23 protein-coding genes are annotated in these 21584 nt (G+C 55.1%); 9 read left to right on the top strand and 14 right to left on the bottom strand.

Annotated features, from left to right (window positions below; genetic code table 11):
* Positions 1-146: 146 nt before the first annotated feature.
* The 5 genes from VEB01_RS09260 to VEB01_RS09240 form a co-directional block, all read right to left on the bottom strand.
* On the bottom strand, positions 147-359 hold the full coding sequence (locus VEB01_RS09260) for an FmdB family zinc ribbon protein (RefSeq protein WP_324874794.1): 213 nt from the start codon (positions 357-359) through the stop codon (positions 147-149).
* 65 nt (positions 360-424) lie between these two features.
* Complete coding sequence (gene hemJ, locus VEB01_RS09255; RefSeq protein WP_324874793.1) at positions 425-847, bottom strand: protoporphyrinogen oxidase HemJ; 423 nt, start codon at positions 845-847, stop codon at positions 425-427.
* A gap of 3 nt (positions 848-850) precedes the next feature.
* Positions 851-1309 carry a TlpA family protein disulfide reductase gene (locus VEB01_RS09250; protein ID WP_324874791.1) on the bottom strand — a complete coding sequence of 153 codons (459 nt, stop codon included), beginning with the start codon at positions 1307-1309 and terminating at the stop codon, positions 851-853.
* Between the two features lie 96 nt (positions 1310-1405).
* A complete protein-coding gene (locus VEB01_RS09245; RefSeq protein ID WP_324874789.1) occupies positions 1406-2395 on the bottom strand; it encodes a Tim44 domain-containing protein in 990 nt (329 codons plus the stop codon).
* 100 nt (positions 2396-2495) lie between these two features.
* Positions 2496-3533: a M42 family metallopeptidase gene (locus tag VEB01_RS09240; protein WP_324874787.1), complete on the bottom strand. Its 1038-nt coding sequence runs from the start codon at positions 3531-3533 to the stop codon at positions 2496-2498.
* Between the two features lie 100 nt (positions 3534-3633).
* Here VEB01_RS09240 and VEB01_RS09235 point away from each other — a divergent pair, with 100 nt between their 5' ends.
* The 6 genes from VEB01_RS09235 (at position 3634) to VEB01_RS09210 (ending at position 9198) form a co-directional block, all read left to right on the top strand.
* Positions 3634-4308 carry a Bax inhibitor-1/YccA family protein gene (locus tag VEB01_RS09235; protein WP_324874785.1) on the top strand — a complete coding sequence of 225 codons (675 nt, stop codon included), beginning with the start codon at positions 3634-3636 and terminating at the stop codon, positions 4306-4308.
* Between the two features lie 215 nt (positions 4309-4523).
* On the top strand, positions 4524-5942 hold the full coding sequence (gene hldE / locus VEB01_RS09230) for a bifunctional D-glycero-beta-D-manno-heptose-7-phosphate kinase/D-glycero-beta-D-manno-heptose 1-phosphate adenylyltransferase HldE (RefSeq protein WP_324874784.1): 1419 nt from the start codon (positions 4524-4526) through the stop codon (positions 5940-5942).
* A 2-nt stretch (positions 5943-5944) separates the two neighbouring features.
* Entirely contained in the window at positions 5945-7333 is a 1389-nt protein-coding gene (dnaB, locus tag VEB01_RS09225; protein WP_324874782.1) for a replicative DNA helicase, read from the top strand.
* 2 nt (positions 7334-7335) lie between these two features.
* The gene (gene alr, locus VEB01_RS09220) at positions 7336-8418 is read left to right on the top strand and encodes an alanine racemase (protein WP_324874780.1); all 1083 of its coding nucleotides are present in this window, start codon (positions 7336-7338) and stop codon (positions 8416-8418) included.
* Positions 8419-8495: 77 nt separating this feature from the next.
* Positions 8496-8741: a DUF1496 domain-containing protein gene (locus VEB01_RS09215; protein WP_324874778.1), complete on the top strand. Its 246-nt coding sequence runs from the start codon at positions 8496-8498 to the stop codon at positions 8739-8741.
* A 46-nt stretch (positions 8742-8787) separates the two neighbouring features.
* Positions 8788-9198: a TraR/DksA family transcriptional regulator gene (locus VEB01_RS09210; protein ID WP_324874776.1), complete on the top strand. Its 411-nt coding sequence runs from the start codon at positions 8788-8790 to the stop codon at positions 9196-9198.
* 30 nt (positions 9199-9228) lie between these two features.
* Here VEB01_RS09210 and epmA read toward each other — a convergent pair whose 3' ends face one another.
* Both epmA and efp read right to left on the bottom strand, forming a co-directional pair.
* Positions 9229-10212 (bottom strand): EF-P lysine aminoacylase EpmA, encoded by a 984-nt coding sequence (epmA, locus tag VEB01_RS09205; RefSeq protein WP_324874774.1) that lies wholly within the window; start codon positions 10210-10212, stop codon positions 9229-9231.
* A 73-nt stretch (positions 10213-10285) separates the two neighbouring features.
* Positions 10286-10852 carry an elongation factor P gene (gene efp / locus VEB01_RS09200; protein ID WP_324874772.1) on the bottom strand — a complete coding sequence of 189 codons (567 nt, stop codon included), beginning with the start codon at positions 10850-10852 and terminating at the stop codon, positions 10286-10288.
* 82 nt (positions 10853-10934) lie between these two features.
* On the opposite strand from efp, the gene epmB reads away from it, so the two are divergent.
* Positions 10935-11915, top strand: a complete 981-nt coding sequence (gene epmB, locus VEB01_RS09195) for an EF-P beta-lysylation protein EpmB (RefSeq protein WP_324874770.1) — start codon at positions 10935-10937, stop codon at positions 11913-11915.
* Positions 11916-11999: 84 nt separating this feature from the next.
* On the opposite strand, the gene pnp is transcribed toward epmB, so the two are convergent.
* The 7 genes from pnp to rimP all read right to left on the bottom strand — a co-directional run bounded on the left by pnp (position 12000) and on the right by rimP (position 20484).
* Entirely contained in the window at positions 12000-14075 is a 2076-nt protein-coding gene (gene pnp / locus VEB01_RS09190) for a polyribonucleotide nucleotidyltransferase (RefSeq protein ID WP_414675442.1), read from the bottom strand.
* Between the two features lie 25 nt (positions 14076-14100).
* Positions 14101-14370: a 30S ribosomal protein S15 gene (gene rpsO / locus VEB01_RS09185; RefSeq protein ID WP_324874769.1), complete on the bottom strand. Its 270-nt coding sequence runs from the start codon at positions 14368-14370 to the stop codon at positions 14101-14103.
* Between the two features lie 115 nt (positions 14371-14485).
* On the bottom strand, positions 14486-15421 hold the full coding sequence (gene truB / locus VEB01_RS09180) for a tRNA pseudouridine(55) synthase TruB (protein WP_324874768.1): 936 nt from the start codon (positions 15419-15421) through the stop codon (positions 14486-14488).
* 11 nt (positions 15422-15432) lie between these two features.
* On the bottom strand, positions 15433-15798 hold the full coding sequence (rbfA, locus tag VEB01_RS09175) for a 30S ribosome-binding factor RbfA (RefSeq protein ID WP_324874766.1): 366 nt from the start codon (positions 15796-15798) through the stop codon (positions 15433-15435).
* A 31-nt stretch (positions 15799-15829) separates the two neighbouring features.
* Positions 15830-18478 (bottom strand): translation initiation factor IF-2, encoded by a 2649-nt coding sequence (gene infB / locus VEB01_RS09170; protein ID WP_324874764.1) that lies wholly within the window; start codon positions 18476-18478, stop codon positions 15830-15832.
* A gap of 30 nt (positions 18479-18508) precedes the next feature.
* Positions 18509-20014 carry a transcription termination factor NusA gene (nusA, locus tag VEB01_RS09165; protein WP_324874762.1) on the bottom strand — a complete coding sequence of 502 codons (1506 nt, stop codon included), beginning with the start codon at positions 20012-20014 and terminating at the stop codon, positions 18509-18511.
* A 17-nt stretch (positions 20015-20031) separates the two neighbouring features.
* Positions 20032-20484, bottom strand: coding sequence for a ribosome maturation factor RimP (gene rimP, locus VEB01_RS09160; RefSeq protein WP_324874796.1), 453 nt, complete (start codon positions 20482-20484; stop codon positions 20032-20034).
* A gap of 290 nt (positions 20485-20774) precedes the next feature.
* On the opposite strand from rimP, the gene VEB01_RS09155 reads away from it, so the two are divergent.
* Together VEB01_RS09155 and VEB01_RS09150 are read left to right on the top strand one after the other, a co-directional pair.
* Positions 20775-21149, top strand: coding sequence for a rhodanese-like domain-containing protein (locus VEB01_RS09155; protein WP_324874760.1), 375 nt, complete (start codon positions 20775-20777; stop codon positions 21147-21149).
* A 5-nt stretch (positions 21150-21154) separates the two neighbouring features.
* Complete coding sequence (locus VEB01_RS09150) at positions 21155-21577, top strand: RNA-binding S4 domain-containing protein (RefSeq protein WP_324874758.1); 423 nt, start codon at positions 21155-21157, stop codon at positions 21575-21577.
* Positions 21578-21584 lie beyond the last annotated feature (7 nt).

Genomic DNA, 21584 nt, shown 5'->3' with positions numbered 1-21584 from the left:
CGTCAACGTATAGTTGATCTGGGTCACCAGCAAGTATTGGCAGTAATCCAGACGTGTGATGGGCTTCTTTTCCATCCCGCTCTGACGCGCTCCGCTCCAACAAGTGCCCTCCCAATCCCAGTTTTTGCGTAAGTCCTAACTCTATCTCAATGCTTGCATCCACAAGCCCCTGCCCCACAGCCATGTCCTTGACTGATTGCGGCTTCTTTCTTGGCACCGGCCCCGTGCACAGCCGGGGCCGATAATTTTTTCCGTACTTCGCCGCCGCAATCCGGACACTTCGGCGCCGGCTCGCTGATTTTGTGCATGGCGGTAAATTCGTGTTCGCAGGCTTCGCATTGATAGTCGTAAGTTGGCATGGTAGCGATTAGTCTTAATTAAATCGGTTAAATGGTTGTTTAGTGGAGCAGCAGATAGGGATGAATCAGAACGGCTTGAGCGTCGCCAGCAGCACGATCGCAAACAAGAACAAAACGGGCACTTCATTCATCCACCGGAAGAAAATGTGGCTGTGGTTGTTACGGTCGTACTGTAAATCGTACAGCCATTTTCCACATAAAGCGTGGTACCCCACCAACAGAACAAGCAAAAACAATTTAGCGTGCAGCCAGCCGCTATCACCGTAGGATTCCCAAGCATAATCGTTGAGCATCCATATACCGAACAAGAGCGTCAATATCATTCCAGGCGTCATAATCCCGAAGTAGAGCTTACGCTCCATGATCTTGAACCGCTCGACGCTGACCGCATCGGCACTCATCGTGTGATAAACGAATAGTCGAGGGAGATAAAACAAACCGGCGAACCAAGTCACCATGAAGATGAGATGAAAGGCCTTTAACCACATCGCTTACACCTCTCCGAGCATCCGCTCGATTTTCTCACGGAGATTCCGCGCATCGATTCGTCCCAGCTGATGCATGACAATATGGCCGTCCGGGGTGATCAAAAAGCTGTTGGGAACCAGTCGGACCCGATCGAATGTTTCCGCTATATGCCCGAGTGGATCCAAGGCTACGGAATAAGGTAGCTGCTCCGCCTCGGCTAAGGCTACAACGCGGCTCGGCAAATCGTAAGGCATGGCAACCGAGATCAATTTGAAGCCCTGCCCTGAAAGCTCGTTGTGTAGCTCGGCCAATTCGGGCATTTCATCGAGGCACGCTCGGCAATCGCTGGCCCAGAACGTCACCAACACCGGATGACCACGGAGGTCTCGCAACCGGATGTGCTCACCTGTGATCGTGACGAACTCGGCATCCGGAGCGCTTCGTCCGGAATGCCATCGGTACAGGCCAAGGCCTACCATCATTACAACAGCTAACGCTATAAGCCAGATTCTAGCTTTGTTCATAAGCCGACCAGAGGGAAGGACAGGCTGCCCCCCTTCCCTCTCACAAAACTCCGGTCAGTCTTCCAACTGCTGAATTCCGTCCAGGAACCAAGTCGGTTGACGGCTGAGCTTCGGCCGTACAAAGTGCCAAACTTCGCGCACCTGCGTGGGTCTGTCTTCGGGCGATTCGCGCATGATCACATCGAACAGCACGGTCGCCTCGCGGTCCGTGCCAAGGTCACGCACTTCAAGGAGTTCCACCTCGATCTTAAGCAATTCCGTCGTATTGCTCTCGGTTTCGAGAGATTTCAATTGATCCTGAAGCTCGCCGAATACCTTGTCGGTGGTCAAAGTCCTTAACTGAGCCAAATCTCTCTCGTCCCAAGCTTTCTGCATCATCTCGTAGGCGGCTTTGGCGCCTGAGAGAAAGGCAGCCGAATCGAAATCCGCAGGAACGGAATTTTCCCGTCCAGTCACGCTGGCGCTTTGCCCTGAAACGGGAGAACGGCTTCCCTTTCCGAAGAGAACATCCGTATTGAAACCCGCTTTGCCCGCGTGTTCAGGTTCGGCCTGGCGCTCATAAGGCCGATCAACTTCCGTGTCCTGAGCCGAGTTTCCAGCTGGATAATAACCATTCGCGGTGGCTGCCGTTTCCCCGGACGCGGCTCGCCGCCGCGCGGCGAAAAATTTGAACAGCATGAACGCGATCACTGCGAACATCAAAATATCCAGGAAGTTGAGATGCTCGAAGGCTCCGCCGAACAGAAGAGCGCCCAATAAGCCGCCCAAAGCCAAGCCACCCAGCATTCCCATAAACCCGCCGCGTCTCGACATCGATTCACGGGCCGCCTGATTCCTTTGAGTCGACGACTGATAAGCCTGTTGCTGAGCCGGAGAAGCGGACTGCGTCATATCGGTAGAGCGCTTATAGGGCTCGCTGTACGAGGGACGACTGCCGAACGACTTGCCGCCGCCCATACGCTTCGCGTAAGCATCGCCCGTGCCGGCTAACGCCAAGGAAAATCCGATCAATACGCTTAAAACCAATCCGGTTAGTTTCTTCATCGATAACCTATGTGTGTAGTCAAGGAATTGGATATATCAGTTATATGGCAACGAATATTCAAAAATCAACCTTTCAACGAGAACAGCGCATTAGACAATGTCACGATAAGTAGGTTTGTAATAACTGATAACACGCTTCCAGCGCGCCCAAATGAGCAACTTCGTATCCGTGCGTGTTGTCCGCCGGAAAGCCTAGGCATGCGGCTCTCGGTACGTGACCCGATTTCATCGTCACAGAGGCATCGCTGCCGAACTGGCTCAAGACGGCATATTGCACGGCCACGCCGGACTTGCGTGCGGCATCCTCAAGACGCCGATTCAATGCTTCATCGTACATGCCATAGCCGTCTTGGGACAGAAGCACGGGCTCTTCATCGCTTTCGATCGGATACTCCGTCGATTTCGGGGCAATCTCGATGGCAATCAGCTCATCGAGCCGTCTCCGCTGGGTGTAATAGAGCGCGCCGATCGCACCCACCTCTTCCTTCGCGGAAAACACCAGATCCACATCCGATGCGGGGGTTTTCAGCGTCTCCGCCAGCAATAGAAGAATCGCGACAGCCGCCTTGTTGTCGAGAGCATAGCTGGCGATGTAATCGCCGATGCGGAAAGGCGCTTTCCGATGTCTGCCGATAACCATCCGAGTTCCCGGACGCACGCCGGCTTCCGTAAGCTGTTGCTTGCTCAGCTTGGCATCGAGCCAAACGGTATCCCACTTCGGCGGCTTGTCCTCCTCGTAGACCTTTTGCGGCGATTCATGGCAGACATGCCTAGACCCGAAGCTCAAGATCGCCGGAACCGTCACGCGGTCACCCAGCAAATCGACAACACCTTCGCCGTAAACCCAAGGAAAAGAGCCTCCGAGCTTTCGAACCTCCACCTTGCCGTCTTCGCGCACGCGCTTCACGATCCCGCCGATTTCGTCCTTGTGTGCGGTGATCGCAACGGCGCGAGCGGAACTCGCTCCCTGGACTCTCGCGATTATGTTGCCGGCATCATCTTGGCCCGCCTCAACGCCGATAGACTCGAGCCTCGATAGGAGGCGCGCGTCGATCTCCTGTTCCGCTCCGCTCGGGGAATGACAGAGCACGAGTTCTGAAATGAGGCAAAAGAGTCTGTCCCGAAACGATTCCCGCATGAAAAAACCCCGTATACTTCAATCTATTACACGTGCGAAAAAACTACTGTACCATTTCCTGGTCCAATCATCCGTTTATGTCTTAGCAAAGGAGATCATTATGAACCAAATCAATCCGGCCTATGCTCGCGCTTCCGCCGGCGTGCTGGAGACCAACAAGGTCCTCCGGAACACCTACGCCTTGTTGGCCATGACGCTGACCTTCAGCGCGTTTACGGCGGGGTTGTCGATGGCTCTGGAGCTACCTCATCCCGGAGTGATTCTGACGTTAATCGGATACTTCGGCTTGCTGTTCCTGGTTTCCAAGTTCCAAAACAGTGTCCTCGGGCTCGTGTTCATATTCGCCCTCACCGGCTTCATGGGGCTGACCCTCGGACCGATTCTCAACGTTTATCTCACCCATGTGGGCAACGGCGCACAATTGGTGATGACTGCCCTGGGCGGCACCGGGGCGATTTTCTTAGGACTGTCGGCCTATGCCCTGACCACGCGGAAGAACTTTAGCTTTCTCGGCGGCATGCTGACGGCCGGAATTCTGGTCGCATTCCTGGCAGCACTCGTTGCACTATTCCTCCCGGACATGCCCGGACTCCACATTGCCGTGTCCGCAATGTTCATCGTTTTGATGGCCGGCCTGATTCTCTATCAGACCAGCGAGATCGTGCACGGCGGCGAGAGCAACTACATTCTCGCCACGGTTACGCTGTATGTTTCGATCTTCAACCTTTTCACCAGCCTCCTTCAGTTGCTGGGAATTTTCGGCGGCGACGAATAACCTCCGGTTTTTCGTCAAAATCGATCGGGGCGGATATTTTCTCCGCTCCGACATTTAAGTTCGGCTCGCTTGTGATCGGTCCGCCAAGACGGCCCGAGTCCTCGGCTCCAGCCCTCGTTTAATCCTCACCGCCCGTTACGTGGTACGAACCCGGCCCCGAAGACCCATGGGCGCTTGTGGTATTCTATCGCCCCGTTTTCGGTTTCGTTAAATCCATGCAGCTTCCTGATTTCGGCTCGGCCCGCGTCCTTGTCGTCGGCGACTTAATGCTCGATCGCTACTGGCACGGCGGAACTTCCCGCATTTCGCCGGAGGCCCCGGTCCCGGTCGTGTTGGTCAATAGTGTCGAGGAACGATTGGGCGGCGCGGGTAACGTAGCGCTCAACATCGCGACCCTTGGGACACTGACCGGCCTCATCGGTTATTGCGGACACGACGAAGCCGGATCAAATCTCATTGCCCTATTACAAATGGCCGGTATTGACTGCGTCGTGGAACAAATTCACGGGTTACCGACGATAACCAAGCTCAGGGTTCTAAGCCGACATCAACAGCTCATTCGGCTGGACTTCGAGGACCGCTTCCATGATGTTGCATCTCATCTCCTTGAAAATTTTGCCGGGAAATTGGCCGAGGCCGATGTCGTGGTGCTCTCCGACTACGGCAAGGGAACGCTCAGTTCAATACAGGAACTGATTCGTCTCGCGAGACAGGCGGACAAGCTGGTGTTGGTGGACCCGAAGGGCAGCGATTTCGAGAGATACCGAGGAGCCACCGTCATCACCCCTAACCGCAGCGAATTCGAGGCGGTGGTCGGCCCTTGCCGGGATGATGCCGAACTCGTGGATAAGGGGCTGACTCTACAAGAAAAACTCGAATTGGCGGGACTTTTGATCACCCGCGGCGAACACGGGATGACTCTGCTGCAACGCGGCGAATCGCCCCGGCATTTGCCGGCCCATGCGAAAGAAGTTTACGATGTAACCGGAGCCGGCGATACGGTCATATCGACTTTGGCAGCCGCCTTGGCGGCCGGTGCATCGCTGGAGGATGCCACCAGCCTGGCGAATCTCGCCGCCGGTATCGTTGTGGGCAAGCTCGGGACGGCAAGCGTGGCCCTTGAAGAATTGGATTATGCCCTGCACGGTCAGCGCGCCCACTGTCGTGGGGTAATCGAGCTCAACGCGCTCCTACCCTTACTCGGAGCGGCACGTCGAAATGGGGAAAAGATCGTCGTAACCAACGGTTGCTTCGATATCTTGCATCCGGGCCATATCCAGTACCTTCAACAGGCCCGAGCGCTGGGGGATCGACTCATCGTGCTCGTCAATAGCGATGCGTCGGTGAAACGGCTCAAGGGCAACAGCCGCCCAGTCAATTCGCTGGAACACCGAATGACGATGCTGGCGGCTCTCGAATGCGTCGATTGGGTCGTGCCGTTCGAGGACGATACGCCTCGCGAAGTTATCGGACGCCTGCTGCCGGATGTCCTCGTGAAAGGCGGCGACTACAAGGACATCAGCGAAATCGCCGGCCATGATTACGTCCTGGCCAACGGAGGAGAGGTTAAGATTCTCGATTTCATCGGCGACTATTCGACCACCCGAATCATTCAAGCCATACGCAATTCCTGAACATGTCTGAACGCGCCCGTTTAATGGACAAAACCGTGGATGCTCTTCGCGTTCCTCCTTATTCCATCCACGCCGAGCAATCGGTGCTGGGTGGTCTAATGCTCGACAATGAAACCTGGGATGTCGTGGCTGACCGGGTAGGAGAAGAAGATTTCTACCGCAAGGACCACAAGCTCATATTTCAGGCCATCAAGCAACTCGCGGAGAAACAGACTCCGTTCGACGTCGTCACGTTGTCGGAAGTCTTGGAGAAAGTTGGTTCGTTGGAAGAAGCGGGAGGGCTCGCCTATCTCGCGATGATGGCCAAGGAGACACCCAGCGCGGCCAACATCTCGTCCTATGCCGATATCGTCCGCGAGAAGTCGGTGCTGCGGCAGTTGATCCATGCCGGTACTGAAATCGCCGATTCCGCCTTCCATCCGGAAACCCGCGATTTGCCCCAGTTGCTGGAGGCGGCCGAGCAAAAGGTTTTTCAGATCGCCGATCAACGGCGGCGCGGCGGCAGCGGTTTCAAACCCATCAAGACGCTGCTGTCGGCCGCCATCGACCGGATCGAGATGCTGTTCCACAAGGAAGGACATATCACCGGGGCCAGTACCGGCTTCACGGATTTCGACGAAAAAACCTCCGGGCTGCAGCCGTCCGACCTCATCATCATCGCCGGCCGGCCATCCATGGGTAAGACTACTTTCGCCATGAACCTGGCCGAACATGTCGCCATCAAGGAGCAGATTCCGGTGGCCGTATTCAGCATGGAAATGCCGGGCGAACAATTGGCCATGCGCATGATGTCGTCCCTGGGGCGTATCGACCAGCACCGGGTCCGCACGGGAAAGCTGGAGGACGACGAATGGCCGCGCATGACCTCGGCCATCAATATACTGGCGGAAACCAAGCTGTTCATCGACGATACGGCAGCGCTGACACCCACCGAGGTGCGCGCCCGCTGCCGCCGCCTGACTCGGGAACACGGTCAGCTAGGCCTGGTTGTGCTGGATTATCTACAGCTTATGCAGTCGCCCAGCAGCGGGGAAAATCGGGTTGCTCAAATCTCGGACATCTCCCGGTCTTTGAAAGCCTTGGCAAAGGAGCTCAATGTACCGGTCATCGCCTTGTCCCAGCTCAACCGCAACTTGGAACAGCGGCCGAACAAGCGCCCCGTGATGTCGGACTTGCGCGAATCCGGCTCCATCGAGCAGGACGCCGACATTATCGTCTTCATTTACCGCGACGAGGTCTATAACCCCGAGACGTCGGACAAAGGCTCAGCCGAAATCATTATCGCCAAACAGCGTAACGGCCCTATCGGCACCGTGCGCCTGACTTTCCTCGGGCAATACACGCGCTTCGAAAACTTCATCTCGGATCCGTACGCAAACGAGGCCTTTTGAGCATGATCCGTTCTGCCTACGCCGAGCTTGACTTGGCGGCGGTCACGCACAATCTAGCTCGGATCCGAGCTTTCGCACCGAAAGCGAAAGTCATGGCGGTCATCAAGGCCAACGCATACGGCCACGGGCTGGTTCGTATTGCCAAGGTGTTGAGCAACGTAGACGCCTTTGCCGTAGCCCGTCTCGGTGAAGGCATTGCCTTGCGAGACGCGGGCATAGGGCAACGCATCGCCGTGCTGCAGGGATTCGTCGACCAGGAGGAACTGGAGCTTCATATCCGCCATAGATTGGAACCTGTAGTCCATTCCCCGTCTCAGGTGGAACTTTTGGAGCGTATTCCTTTGACGGAATCCGTAACGGTTTGGATAAAACTGGATACAGGCATGCATAGGCTCGGCTTACTGGCGGACGAGTTCGCATCCTGCTATTCAAGACTGCAAGGTTGTCCCGCGGTGCTCCAGCCTGTTCCCGTGATGACCCATTTAGCCAATGCCGATGTTTTGCAGGATACAATCACCGGAAAGCAATTGGACCAATTCAAGAGCGTCCTCCACAACGTTCAAACCGAGTGCAGCATCGCCAACTCGGCGGGACTCATTGCTTGGGATGCCGCACGCGTGGAATGGGTTCGCCCTGGCATCGCCCTTTATGGAGTGTCGCCCTTTTCCGATCGTACGGGTCTGGACGAAGGCTTCAAGCCGGTAATGACCTTCCGGAGCCGGCTGATTGCCATAAAAAACCTTAACGCCGGCGACGCCGTGGGTTATGGGGGAGACTGGATTTGCCCGCGCCCGACTCGACTCGGAATCGCCTCCGTAGGCTATGGCGATGGCTATCCGCGACATGCGCAGTCCGGTACTCCGGTGCTGATTCGCGATCAGCGGGTATGTCTAGTCGGACGCGTTTCTATGGATATGATCAGTCTCGATCTTACGGATTGTCCCAACGCACGGGTCGGGGATGAGATCACCTTATGGGGCAAGGGTTTGCCCGTCGAGGAAATCGCCCATCGTTCCTCGACAATTCCGTATGCGTTGCTCTGCGGCGTTACGCCGCGGGTCAAAATGGTCGAACGATGGGAATAGCACGTATTTCCCGACGGGGGTATCGAGCCGATAATAGGCCGTGATCCATTCAGAAGACGTGACGCATAGGAACCACAGTGTCTGAACGCATCGCCCAACCCCAGGTCGGTTCACCTGACCCGGAGCTAAAAACGTCGCCGATTCTTGAAGAATTCGACGACGACTATCCCGTATTAAAGCAGCAAGTACCCGGCGACCCCGTCTGCTACTTCAACGGCAAAACGTATTCCCACGGTACCTACGTATGTAGTGGCGATACGTTGCTGCGCTGCGACTACGGCATTTGGATCACGACCGGGTCCTGTGATCCGGACAATCCTTAATGTCGCTGCAACAGCAGCTTCGTTCTACGGGAGAGAGGATAAATTTATGCCGCACCAACTCACAAACAAACAGCTCGAAGAATTTCGCAAGAGACTCCAGGCACGTCTTTCAGAGCTGACCCAAGGAGTTCATGAAGAAGTCATTCGTTCGGATCACCAGCACTTCACTGATGTCGCCGGCGAGGTCCACGACCCGGAAGAGGCCTCGGTGGCTAACCTGGTAATCGATGTAGAACTACAAACTATCGATCGACACGTTCAAGAAATTCGCGAGATAGAGGCCGCCCTGATCCGCATCGGAAGTCGGGAATTCGGAATTTGCATCGATTGCGAGCAAGCTATCGCCTTGGCACGGCTAGAGGCGAATCCCACGGCCGCGCGCTGCATCACGTGTCAGAGCGCTTACGAAAAAGAACAAGCGTTGACCCAAACGCCGTCCGTTCATCATACGCTGTAAGATTCTCGCGCATTCAGCACTTCCTTCAAGCTAGGCCCGCGCCGTCGGAAACGCCAAGACGTCGTCGATAGATTCTGCTCGCATCAGAATCATCAGAAGGCGATCCAGTCCCAAGGCTATGCCAGCGCAATCCGGAAGACCGCTCCTGAGCGCCGCCAGCAAACGCTCGTCTTTAGCTGGCAACGGCAAACCGTTTTCTGTGCGGACGACTAGATCCCGATCAAAGCGTTCCGCCTGCTCAACGGCGTCGGCCAATTCGTAAAACCCGTTGCCCAATTCCAATCCTTCGAGAAATATCTCCACCCGTTCGACCACGAGAGGATCGTCGGGCTTTTTTCGTGCAAGGGAGGGAAGAAAGGCAGGGTAATCGTAAACGAATGCGATCCGGCTTCGCCCGAGGCTGGGCTGGACCAGATGGCTGAAGAGTAAATCGAGCCACAGGGAACGATCTCCGCCGCAAAGCTCTCCGGCCTCCGGTAAACCCCGAATCTTTGAACATTCCGCAAGTTCCTCGAATGAGGCAACCAGCGGATCGGCACCGACATACTCGCGAAAAAGTTCTCGGTAACTGAATCGCTCGGATAACTCCAGATTTAGGTCGTCACAACAGATTTCCGCTAGCAACGCGTCGATCTCGTCGATCAACCGGGCTAGGTTGAACCCCACCCTGTACCATTCCAAAAGGGTGAACTCGGGGTTGTGATAGCGGCCTGACTCTTCGTTCCGAAATGCTTTGCAGATCTGGTAGATCGAGCCGCAACCCGCCGCCAGCAGGCGCTTCATAGCGAATTCGGGAGACGTCTGCAGGTAAAGCCGGTCGCCGGTGGAACCGCCGGGTTGGTGCAAAAAGGTCGTGAAAGGATGGAGACTCGGGTCGGTAATGCCGGCCCGGCAGAGCAATGGGGTTTCAACCTCCAGAACGTTTCTTGCCGAAAAAAAACGCCGGATTGTTGCCAGCACATCCGCACGCTTTTTGAGCGCGGGCAACGGACAACTGGGGCGCCAGTCCGCCATATTTAGAGAAAAACTCGTAGCCTGAAATCGACGGATGCGGCGGACGCTTCCGCATCCGCCGCCGAAAAAGAAGCTATTTGACCCGCGATACGTACTCGCCGGTGCGGGTGTCGACTTTGATCACCTCGCCGGTTTGCACGAACAGGGGCACTCTGACTACCGCCCCGGTATCCAAGGTCGCCGGTTTCCCACCGCCCCCGGAAGTGTCGCCGCGTATGCCGGGATCGGTTTCAACGATCGTCAACTCCACGAAATTGGGCGGCGTAACGGAAATTGGGGTACCGTTATATAAAGTGAGGATACACACGTCCTGCTCTTTGAGCCATTTCTTGGAGTCGCCTACGACATTCGCATCCGCAGCATACTGTTCGAAACTCTCCGGAACCATGAAGTGCCACAACTCGCCGTCGTTATACAAATACTGCATCTCCGTATCGACGACGTCCGCGCCTTCCAATGTTTCCCCGGATTTGAAGGTACGTTCGATGACACGCCCCGTCTTGAGGTTGCGCAACTTCACACGGTTGAACGCCTGTCCCTTGCCCGGCTTCACAAACTCGTTTTCGATGATCGAACACGGATCGCCGTCGAACATCACTTTTAAGCCGCCCTTGAATTCATTGGTGCTGAATGTCGCCATTCTCTCCTCGTTCGGTTCGGTTAACTGAAAAAATACCGGGCATTATAATGTACGGCTTTGCCCTAAGAAACCCGCTCTCTTTATGAAAACCCCCTGGCAGGCCGAACTGGCCGATTCTTTTACCAAACCCGCCGACCTTCTCACGTTCCTCGAGTTGAATGGGATTCATCGGCCCGAACTCCTCCAGGCAGCCGATCGATTTTCGTTTCGTGTTACGCGCAGCTACGCCCGGCGCATGAACAAGCGGGATCCCCGTGACCCGCTATTGCTTCAGGTACTGCCGGACGCCCAGGAACTTATCGACAATCCAAATTTTATAATCGATCCGGTGGGTGACTTAAACGCCATTACTGCCCCCGGAGTTCTCCATAAATACCAAGGGCGAGTTTTGCTGATCGCCACCGGTGCTTGCGCAATTCACTGCCGTTATTGCTTCAGACGAAATTTTCCATATGACGCAAATTTGATCGGCAAACGTCAGGAACAAGATGCGCTTGATGTCATTCAAGGCGACCGAAGCATCCGAGAAGTGATCCTCAGCGGCGGTGATCCCTTGGTACTGAATGACGAACGTTTGGGCGAGTTAATCCGGAAAATCGCCGAAATCCAACACGTCGGGCGACTCCGGATTCATACCCGACTACCCATCGTTCTACCGAACCGCATCACAACGCAGCTTGTCACCGCATTGACGGGGACTCGCCTACGAAGCGTAGTCGTGATTCATGCCAACCATGCGAACGAGTTTGACAGCGAGGTTAAAGAGGCATTACGCGCTCTTCAGACCGCTGGAATTATGCTGCTGAATCAAACCGTATTGTTAAAAGGCGTGAACGATGATGCCGAGATCCTTGTTCGTTTGAGTGAAACCCTCTTCGAAACCGGTGTTCTGCCTTATTACTTGCACCTATTGGACAAAGCCAAAGGAATCGGCCATTTCGAAAAATCTTTAAAGGATGCTCGGGCGATATACCGAGTCATGCGAAAGACATTGCCCGGTTATTTATTGCCCAAACTGGTCCGGGAGGAGGCGGGTCGACCGTATAAGACCCCGGTCGGATAAGATTTACAAAGACTCTGAAAAAGGTTGTCGGCGGAGCCGAAACTCCGCCGCGCCGCAACCTGAAGTCCGTCGGGACTCGGGAACTTAGTCGATTGCTTTCATGCTGAGACGAACCCTTCCCTGGCGATCGATCTCCAGAACCTTGACTTTGACGATATCGCCTTCGGCCAGCTTGTCACTGACCTTCTCCACATGCTCGTCGGAAATCTGCGAAATATGGACCAGCCCATCCTTGCCGGGAAGAATCGTTACAAATGCGCCGAAATCCATCAGTCTGGCTACGCGGCCTTCATAAACCTTTCCCACCTCGACTTCGGCTGTAATCGCCTCGATCCGCCGACGTGCCTCCATTCCGGCTTCTTTGTCGACCGATGCTACCTTTACTAAACCGTCGTCGCTAATGTCGATGCTGGCACCAGTCTCTTCGGTGATGGCGCGGATCGTCGCACCGCCCTTGCCGATCACATCACGAATCTTGCTAGGATCAATGGTGAAACTCATGATGCGTGGCGCGAAATCCGACATTTCATTGCGGGGCGCCGGCAAAGCTTCCGCCATTTTCTCCAGGATGTGCAAGCGTCCAGCTTTAGCCTGATCAAGCGCCTGGCGCATGATCTCAGGCGTAATCCCGTCGATCTTGATGTCCATCTGCAAAGCGGTTACGCCATTGCTGGTTCCGGCGACCTTAAAATCCATATCGCCCAGGTGATCCTCGTCGCCCATAATGTCCGATAGCACCGCAAAGCTATCGCCTTCCTTGATCAAACCCATGGCGATTCCCGCAACCGGAGCCTTGGTTGGAACGCCCGCATCCATCAGCGCCAAACTGCTTCCGCAGACCGAAGCCATGGAACTAGAGCCATTGGACTCGGTAATTTCCGAAACGACCCGTATGACATACGGAAAATTGTCCGGACCGGGCATAACCGCCTGCACGCCGCGCTTCGCCAGCCTGCCGTGTCCGATCTCGCGGCGTTTCGGTGCACCAATAGGACCGATCTCTCCCACGCAGAAGGGCGGGAAATTGTAATGCAGCATGAAGGATTCTTTATATTCTCCTTCGATTGCATCAATCAGTTGAGCATCGCGCCCCGTACCAAGGGTTGCCACCACCAGGGCCTGAGTCTCGCCGCGGGTAAACAGGGCGGAACCGTGAGTACGCGGCAACACGCCCGTGCGGATCGTGATAGGCCGGATGGTCTTCAAATCCCGACCGTCGATACGCTTGGATTCATTCAAGATCCGCCAGCGGACCACATCCGATTCCAGCTTTTCCAACATACCTCGAACGGCGCTTTCGGCATAATTACCGTCTGCGGTCAAAGCGTCTACCGTGGCCTTCCGAATCTCCCTGAGCTTTTGCTGACGGGCCTGCTTGTCGGCTGTTTGATAGGCTTCGGCGATTTGCGCCGCCGATGAATCCTTTGCGGCTTGATACAGGATCTCATTGATGACGGGCGGCGCCCAATCCCACGGCGTGACACCAACGGTCTCAGCCAGTTCGTGAACCGCCTTGATAGCGGCCTGCAAATGTTCGTGGCCGAACAGCACGGCTCCGAGCATCACATCTTCCGAGAGCATTTCGGCTTCTGACTCGACCATCAGAACTGCCTTTTCCGTACCGGCGACTACCAGGTCCAGCTTCGACTCATTAAGAACCGAATTGGAAGGATTAAGCACGAATTGCCCATCGACATAGCCGACGCGCGCTGCGCCGATCGGCCCTTGGAAAGGCATTCCGGAAAGCGTGAGAGCCGCCGAGGCGCCTAACATGGAAGGAATGTCAGGATCGACTTCGGGATTCAGCGAGAGAACCGTGGCAACGACCTGCACCTCATTGGTGAACCCATCCGGAAAAAGCGGGCGAATAGGCCGGTCAATCAAACGCGCGGTGAGGGTTTCTTTCTCGCTCGGCCGACCCTCACGCTTGAAAAAGCCACCGGGAATACGACCCGCCGCGTAAGCTTTTTCCTGGTAGTTAACGGTCAGGGGAAAGAAATCGGTCTCGGGAGATGCTTCCTTTTCGCCAACGACAGTGACCAGAACCACGGTTCCGGCCATATCCACCATAACGGCGGCATTCGTCTGGCGTGCAACTTCGCCGGTCTCGAAGGTAACGAGATATTCGCCGTACTTAAACTGTTTCCGAATCGGATTCACAATAATACCTTTACCGGGTGAACAACTATTTACGTAGACCCAATCGTTCAATCAAAGTCCGATAACGGTCGGAGTCCTTGTTCTTCAAATAATCCAGCAATTTGCGACGTTGGTTGACCAGGCGCAACAAGCCCCGCCGGGAATGGTGATCTTTCTTATGTTTGACGAAGTGGGGGGTAAGGTGGTTGATTCGGGCGGTGAGCAGTGCCACCTGGACTTCCGGCGAACCGGTGTCATTTGCCGCGCGCTGGTACTCTTGCATCACAGCGCCCTTCTCTGCTGCTTCAAAGGCCATTTCTTATCTCCTGAAAAACTTGGTTAAGTTGATAAACTCAGAATTGTAACTTTAGCTCTGGATAGGTTTCAATCTAAAAGCCACCCAGCTCCGAATAAGGGACGGCCCAAGAGCCCTAACAGGGTAAACTCTGAGCATTGCCCTGAAGTCCCGCCTTGACTAAACGTCGCGGTGTCACCCGTCCGTCGTCCAAAATCTCGCCCACTCCCATAAAAACAGATTGTTGTGCGTACAACCTAACCCATCCATGGACCGGCGCTTTAGGCACCAGAACTGCTTGACCCTTTCGGACATAAAACCCGAGTTCATCACTCAGTTGAACGGCCGGCAAGGTCGATACGATACGATCCATCGGTAGGACCAGTCCCCCCAACTCGTCTTCATCGAGTGATTCCATGTTGTCTAGCGTATGGGAGTCGGCAACCGATAGATCCCCCACGCCCGTACGTCTCAACGTCTGGACATGACCGCCGCAACCCAGTGTTTTACCGATATCCTCGGCAAGGGTTCGAATATACGTACCCTTGGAGCACTCAACGTCAAGTTCCAGGCTCGACGAATCGAAATTCAGGAGCCTCAACTCATGAATGACCACCCGACGGGGTTCCCGTTCCACTTCGATACCCTGCCGGGCCAAATCGTAAAGGCGCCGGCCTTGATGCTTGAGCGCCGAGTACATAGGCGGAACCTGAAGGATCTCGCCGCGAAAACCAGACAAGACCTGCTCAAGCACATCCTGGCTCAATGACTGAACAGGGCTCGTCTCGATAACCTCTCCCTCGGAATCGCCGGTACGTGTTGTTATTCCCAGCCGAACCGTCACCTGATAACGTTTGTCCGTATTCAGGAGGAATCCCGACAATTTCGTGGCTTCGCCCAAACAAATCGGGAGCAAACCGCTGGCAAGGGGATCAAGGCTACCGGTATGGCCGGCTTTTCGTGCCTTCAATACCCGTTTAACCCTCTGCAGAGCCGCGTTTGACGTCATGCCGGAGGCTTTATCCAACAGAAAAATACCGTCAACGGAACGCAGATCAGTGCGACGACTCATAAATATTCTACCTATTCGTCGCTTTTCGGCTCTTCATGCAGCCGGTCCAGGAGAGCATCCATGTACAGGCCGCGCTCGATCGAATCATCATAGATAAAATGTATCTCCGGCATACTACGAATGCGAAGACGCTTTCCTAATTCGCGACGAAGCATGGGAACCGTTTCCGATAGAAGCGCCACGCATTTGTTGGCCGGTTCCTGGGCCGCCAAAAAGGTCACGAAAACTTTAGCTACCGCAAGGTCGCGACTTACCACCACATCGCTCACAGTCGTCATTCCAAGGCGCGGTTCCTTCACCTGCGTCCGAATAAGATCGGCCAATTCCCTCTGTATCTGCGCGGCGACCCGATCGCTCCGCTTAAACTCTCTCGGCATATAGCTTTAGACCGCCTCTCTATTAAATCGTCTAGCGTTGCACTTGCACCTTTTCGAACACTTCGATTTGGTCGCCTATTTTGATGTCGTTGTAGTTCTTGACGCCCATACCGCATTCCATACCCGCTTTAACATCGCTAACATCTTCTTTGAAGCGGCGCAAGGAATCCAACTGGCCTTCGAAAATCACCACGTTGTCCCTTAAGACGCGGATAGGAAGATTCCGTTTTACGTGACCGTCCACCACCATGCAACCGGCAATGGCGCCGAATTTCGGATGACGGAACACGTCGCGCACCTCGGCGACACCGACAATCTGCTCCTTGAATTCCGGCTCCAGCATTCCGTTGATAGATTTCTTAATTTCATCGATGACCTCGTAAATCACACTGTAGTAGTGCAAATCGACGCCCCGTTCCTCGATGATTTTGCGAGCCCCCGCGTCGGCTCGGACGTTGAATCCGATGATAATCGCGTTAGATGCCAGGGCAAGGTTGGCGTCGGATTCGTTAATGCCGCCGACACCACCGGCAATAACCTTTACCTTGACCTTATCGGTCGAAAGATCCGTCACCGAAGTCCTTAGAGCTTCGAGGCTACCTTGCACATCGGCTTTGATAATCAAGTTCAGATCGACGCTCTCGCCACTCTCCATGCGTGAAAAGACATCCTCGAGCTTGGTCGCTTGCTGCGCTGCCAGCTTGCTGGAACGCAGCTTTTCTTCGCGGTGCAGGGCAATCTCTCGCGCCTTACGCTCGTCCGCAACGACAATGAACTCATCGCCGGCGTTCGGTGCGCCCGACAAACCCACCACCTCGACGGGCATTGACGGTCCGGCCTCTTTCACCGGCTTACCGTTTTCGTTGAACATGGCCCTTACGCGGCCGAATTCCATGCCGCACAAGATGAAATCGCCTTTTTTAAGCTGGCCCTGCTGCACGAGAATGTCCGCCACGGGTCCCCGCCCCTTTTCGAGTTTGGATTCCAATACCACGCCGTTTGCGGGAATCTCGAAAGGCGCCTTGAGCTCGAGGACCTCTGCCTGCACGAGGATGGCGTCGAGCAGCGCTTCGATGCCCTGCCCGGTCTTGGCGGAAACATTCACAAACTGGGTATCGCCACCCCATTCTTCGGGGACTACATTGAGGCCCGTAAGTTCCTGTTTTACTCGATCCGGATCGGCTTCCGGCTTATCGACTTTGTTAACAGCTACGACAAGGGGAACATTGGCGGCACGGGAGTGCTCCACAGCCTCGCGAGTCTGAGGCATCACACCGTCATCGGCGGCGACCACCAACACCACGATGTCAGTGACCTTGGCACCGCGTGCACGCATCGCCGTAAACGCTGCATGACCGGGCGTATCTAAAAAGGTCACCGCGCCATGATCCGTTTTGACCTGATAAGCACCGATGTGCTGGGTAATGCCGCCCGCTTCGCTGGCTGCGACCCGGCTCTTACGAATGTAGTCGAGCAACGAGGTCTTACCGTGATCGACGTGTCCCATGATGGTTACCACCGGAGCCCTCGGCAAATGCTCAACCTCCGAAGCTACGGACATGGTCGCCATGATTTCGGCTTCCAAGGTATTCTCGACCTGCGCTGTCGCTTTATGTCCCAACTCTTCAACCACTAAAGTGGCTGTGTCTTGATCGAGCACCTGATTAATGGTGGCCATGACGCCCATTCGCATCAATGTCTTGATGACTTCGGTCGCCTTAACGGACATCCGTTGAGCCAAATCCGATACCGTAATAGACGCAGGAATGGCAACCTCACGAATCATTGGAGCAGTTGGCCTCTCGAACCCATGTTTGGCTTCCGGAAACGTAACAGGACCCTTGGTGACTTTAAGCTTTTTCTTTTTCCCCTTTCTTGAGTCGTCAAGACCAAAGGGCTCGCGGAAACCTTCGCCTTGGCCCTTAGAGCGTTCAGCACCCGGTTTCTTTTTAGCACGCTTGGCGTCGGAATCCGGCTGACGCGACACCTCCGCCACTTCCCGTTCGATCGGCGCACTCGGCACGACCGGTTTTTTGGGGGGCTCCATTTCTGCTGCAGGTGCGGGCAATTTCGGTTCTTCCGCGCTCGCCGCTTTTTCTATACGCTGCAGCTCTTCGGCAATGCGACGGGCCTCCTCGCGTTGCCGCTCTTCTTCCGCTCTTTTCGCCTCTTCGAGCAGCCTTTGGTGCTCGGCGACCGTCTCCGCTTCTTCGCGTTTTTTCCGCTCTTCCTCTTCCAAAGCTTTACGTCGGGCATCTTCCTGCTGGGCGCGCAAAGCCTGCTGGGCTTCGAATTCTCTTTGCTGCTCCTCTAATGCCTGTCGGGCCTTTTCAACTTCAGAGCGCCGTTCGCTCAAGTCGGGAAGCTCGCTACGTTTGACGTAGGTTCGCTTCTTGCGGACTTCCACGCTAATGGTCTTGACACCCTTGCCGGGAATCTTGCCCTGCTTGAGTTCGCTGACTGTGCGCCGCTGCAATGTCACCCGTTTTGGCTCGGCTACCTCTCCTTGGCTCTTGCCATGGCTTTGCCTTAAATAACTCAGAAACTGAAGCTTTTCAGTGTCGCTGAGAACATCGTCTGCGTCGCTCTTTTCTAAACCCGCATCGCCTAACTGCATAAGCAGCCGCTCCAGCGGAATGCCGACCACTTCGGCGAGTTGCCGTACCGTCACATCGCTCATTCTTTCAGCCCCTGCCCTGTCAAAATCCTCTTAACCTTCAGCAAACCACGGTGAGCGGGCCGTCATTATCAAACGCGCAGCCCTTTCTTCGTCCATACCTTCAATGTCCAGCAATTCGTCGACCGATTGTTCGGCCAACTCCTCAATTGTCCGCACACCCTGCGCGGCAAGGCGATAAGCCAGTTCGCGGTCCATCCCTTCCATTTCCAGCAACTCCTTGGACGGCTCCGACGATTCAAGCTCCTCCTCGCTGGCGATCGCCTTTATCAGCAACGCATCGCGTGCCCGATTCCGCAGCTCCTCGACGATGTCTTCGTCGAACTCCTCGACCTCCAATAGCTCTTTGGCGGGAACGTAAGCCAATTCCTCAACTGTCGAAAATCCCTCTCTAACCAGGATCTCGGCGACGCTCTCGTCCACGTCCAACTGCTCCATAAAGGATTGCATGAGCTTGGCCGTCTCTAACTCGTTCTTGGCTTCCGCCTGGGCGGCGCCCATCACATTAAGCGTCCATCCGGTCAATTCCGATGCGAGCCGCACATTTTGTCCACCTCGACCGATGGCTTGAGATAAATTTTCATCGGCCACGGCAATATCCATCGAATGCCTGTCCTCGTCGACCACTATGGACACGATTTCCGCCGGCGACATCGAATTAATTACGAACTGAGCTTCATTCTCGTTCCATAGAATAATATCGACGCGCTCACCGGCCAGCTCATTGGATACAGCCTGGACCCGGGAACCGCGCATACCTACGCAAGCCCCTACCGGATCAAGACGCAGGTCATTGCTCTTTACAGCAACTTTGGCGCGAACGCCGGGATCTCGCGCCGCACCCTTGATTTCAATAATTCCTTCGCTTACTTCCGGGACTTCCAGTTTAAACAACGCAATCAAAAGCTCGGGCGCCGTCCGACTGACGAACAACTGGGGGCCGCGAGCCTCCGGACGCACAGCCTTCAGATAGCCTCGCAAACGATCGCCGGACCGCACGGCCTCGCGCGGTATCATCTCGTCCCTGGGAATAAATGCCTCGACATTGCCGCCCAAATCGAGATAGACATTCCCGCGCTCCACCCGCTTAACGACTCCCGTCAATAGTTCGCCCACCCGATTTTTATAGGCATCGACGACCTTGCGGCGTTCTGCATCCCGCACCTTCTGGACGATGACCTGCTTGGCGGTCTGCGCGGCAATACGCCCGAACTCGATGGATTCGATGGGCTGTTCGATATAATCCCCGACCTGGATGCCTGGTTGACTCTTTCTCGCCTCGTCCAAGAGAATCTCGAGATCCGGATTTTCGACTCCACCTTCGAAGTCCTCGCTGAAATCGACGACCAGCCAACGCCGGAAGGTCTCGTAGCCACCCGTTTTCCGATCAATCGACACGCGCACGTCGATTTTGTTGTCGTGGCGCTTGATTGTCGCGGTGCGAAGCGCATCCTCTATGGCGCCGAAAATGACCTCTTTCTCGATGTCTTTTTCATTGGATACGACATCCACCACCAACAAGATTTCTTTGTTCGCCATCGCGTCGTCCTTCGTATTTAACTACCAAACTCAGGCGCCAGACGCGCCTTTTCAATTGATTCAAACGGAATTCGCAAAGTTTCGTCACCTTCTTGAATTAAGACGCAATCGCCTTCCACGCCAGCCAAGCGAGCCTTGAATTTCCGGCGGCCATCGATCGGGCGAACGAGCTGCAAGCGGGCCAGACTTCCCTTGAAACGCGCAAAGTGCTCCAGCTTAGAAAGCGGACGATCAAGACCGGGGGACGAAATCTCAAGTTGATAGCGGCCGGGAATCGGATCTTCTACGTCAAGCACACCACTTAGCTGATAACTTACCTTCGAACAGTCGTCGAGGGTGATGCCAGTCTCGTTATCAATATAAACGCGCAGCACCCGTTGATGGGCGTCGAATTCTATGCCCACCAACTCATATCCCAAACCGCCGACAACCGGCTCGATCAAACCTGCCAAACGCTCCTGCGGCCTCATTGCGACCTCGTAAATTTCACTCATAAAAAATGGGCGCAAAGGCCCATTTTTGTTTGTTATTCCTTTAAAAACTAAAAAAGCCCCTATGGGGCATACCTTTCAAAGCAGGACGACCTAGACCGCAAACCATCTAATAGCCCGCTATTTATGTCAGCATATTACCACACAAATAACTGAATTTGAAACTTCTATTCTCATGCGCGAGCACAGATTGCACAGTTCTTTCGTCTATACCCAAACGATAATCGTGAGCGTACCATAGGGACAGGATTTAACAGAGGAGAATTCCGATGCCTTTAACTCCTATGGATCTAGTCGCCGCAGCGAAGCAGCACATTAAAGAAGTGAATCTCGAAGAGGCTAAAGCCCTAATAGGCAAAGCACCGATTCTGGATGTCCGGGAACCCGCGGAATACGCGGGCGGCGCCTTGCCGGGCGCGGTAAATATTCCGCGCGGCGTACTGGAATTCAAGATCGATAGTCACCCTGCGTTTCAAAATCGGCGCGATGCCGAGATCCTGGTCTACTGCCAGACCGGTGGCCGCTCGGCACTGGCGACCGAAGCCCTACGGAAATTGGGTTACGAGAACGCCGTCAGCCTTGCCGGCGGTTTCAAGCTTTGGCAGGAGTCGGGCCGGCCGGTGGAAACTCCGCCGTCTTCGTAAAGTTTATGGCGCGTGCTCGCGACGATGAACATCGCTCGGCCCTCGATGAGCGGATGCGCTTGGACAAATGGCTATGGGCGGCCCGATTTTTCAAGACCCGCCAGTTGGCCATAGACGCCATCAATGGCGGCAAAGTGCATCTAAACGGGCAACGCGCCAAGCCCGGAAAGGAAATCGGCACGGGGGCAAAGCTCAGAATCAGCAAGGATCAATACATGTGGGACATTACCGTCCTCGCCTTGTCGGGTCAACGGCGCCCAGCTGCCGAAGCCGCGCTGCTGTATGAAGAGACGCCGGAAAGCATCGCACAACGGCAAGCCGAGGTGGCCCGGCGACGCGACGAGAACTCGCTGGCGCTCCAACCGGAAACCAAGCCGAACAAGAAGGACCGCCGCCTGATACACCGATTTAAGCGCGGGCCCGAATAACTGCGTG

This window comes from Methylocaldum sp. (assembly GCF_035627495.1).
Classification (GTDB): Bacteria; Pseudomonadota; Gammaproteobacteria; order Methylococcales; family Methylococcaceae; genus Methylocaldum.
This window is presented reverse-complemented; position numbering and strand designations above follow the sequence as displayed.

Bases quoted from the DNA above. Each gene is read 5' to 3' on its own strand.
- VEB01_RS09210 (WP_324874776.1), top strand. From the start codon at position 8,788: ATGCCGCACCAACTCACAAACAAACAGCTCGAAGAATTTCGCAAGAGA.
- dnaB (WP_324874782.1), top strand. From the start codon at position 5,945: ATGTCTGAACGCGCCCGTTTAATGGACAAAACCGTGGATGCTCTTCGC.
- epmB (WP_324874770.1), top strand. From the start codon at position 10,935: ATGAAAACCCCCTGGCAGGCCGAACTGGCCGATTCTTTTACCAAACCC.
- VEB01_RS09250 (WP_324874791.1), bottom strand. From the start codon at position 1,309: ATGATGGTAGGCCTTGGCCTGTACCGATGGCATTCCGGACGAAGCGCT.
- infB (WP_324874764.1), bottom strand. From the start codon at position 18,478: ATGAGCGATGTGACGGTACGGCAACTCGCCGAAGTGGTCGGCATTCCG.
- hemJ (WP_324874793.1), bottom strand. From the start codon at position 847: ATGTGGTTAAAGGCCTTTCATCTCATCTTCATGGTGACTTGGTTCGCC.
- VEB01_RS09235 (WP_324874785.1), top strand. From the start codon at position 3,634: ATGAACCAAATCAATCCGGCCTATGCTCGCGCTTCCGCCGGCGTGCTG.
- rpsO (WP_324874769.1), bottom strand. From the start codon at position 14,370: ATGGCCTTTGAAGCAGCAGAGAAGGGCGCTGTGATGCAAGAGTACCAG.
- rimP (WP_324874796.1), bottom strand. From the start codon at position 20,484: ATGAGGCCGCAGGAGCGTTTGGCAGGTTTGATCGAGCCGGTTGTCGGC.
- alr (WP_324874780.1), top strand. From the start codon at position 7,336: ATGATCCGTTCTGCCTACGCCGAGCTTGACTTGGCGGCGGTCACGCAC.
- VEB01_RS09240 (WP_324874787.1), bottom strand. From the start codon at position 3,533: ATGCGGGAATCGTTTCGGGACAGACTCTTTTGCCTCATTTCAGAACTC.
- rbfA (WP_324874766.1), bottom strand. From the start codon at position 15,798: ATGCCGAGAGAGTTTAAGCGGAGCGATCGGGTCGCCGCGCAGATACAG.
- epmA (WP_324874774.1), bottom strand. From the start codon at position 10,212: ATGGCGGACTGGCGCCCCAGTTGTCCGTTGCCCGCGCTCAAAAAGCGT.
- VEB01_RS09260 (WP_324874794.1), bottom strand. From the start codon at position 359: ATGCCAACTTACGACTATCAATGCGAAGCCTGCGAACACGAATTTACC.
- nusA (WP_324874762.1), bottom strand. From the start codon at position 20,014: ATGGCGAACAAAGAAATCTTGTTGGTGGTGGATGTCGTATCCAATGAA.
- VEB01_RS09150 (WP_324874758.1), top strand. From the start codon at position 21,155: ATGGCGCGTGCTCGCGACGATGAACATCGCTCGGCCCTCGATGAGCGG.
- efp (WP_324874772.1), bottom strand. From the start codon at position 10,852: ATGGCGACATTCAGCACCAATGAATTCAAGGGCGGCTTAAAAGTGATG.
- VEB01_RS09245 (WP_324874789.1), bottom strand. From the start codon at position 2,395: ATGAAGAAACTAACCGGATTGGTTTTAAGCGTATTGATCGGATTTTCC.
- truB (WP_324874768.1), bottom strand. From the start codon at position 15,421: ATGAGTCGTCGCACTGATCTGCGTTCCGTTGACGGTATTTTTCTGTTG.
- hldE (WP_324874784.1), top strand. From the start codon at position 4,524: ATGCAGCTTCCTGATTTCGGCTCGGCCCGCGTCCTTGTCGTCGGCGAC.
- VEB01_RS09155 (WP_324874760.1), top strand. From the start codon at position 20,775: ATGCCTTTAACTCCTATGGATCTAGTCGCCGCAGCGAAGCAGCACATT.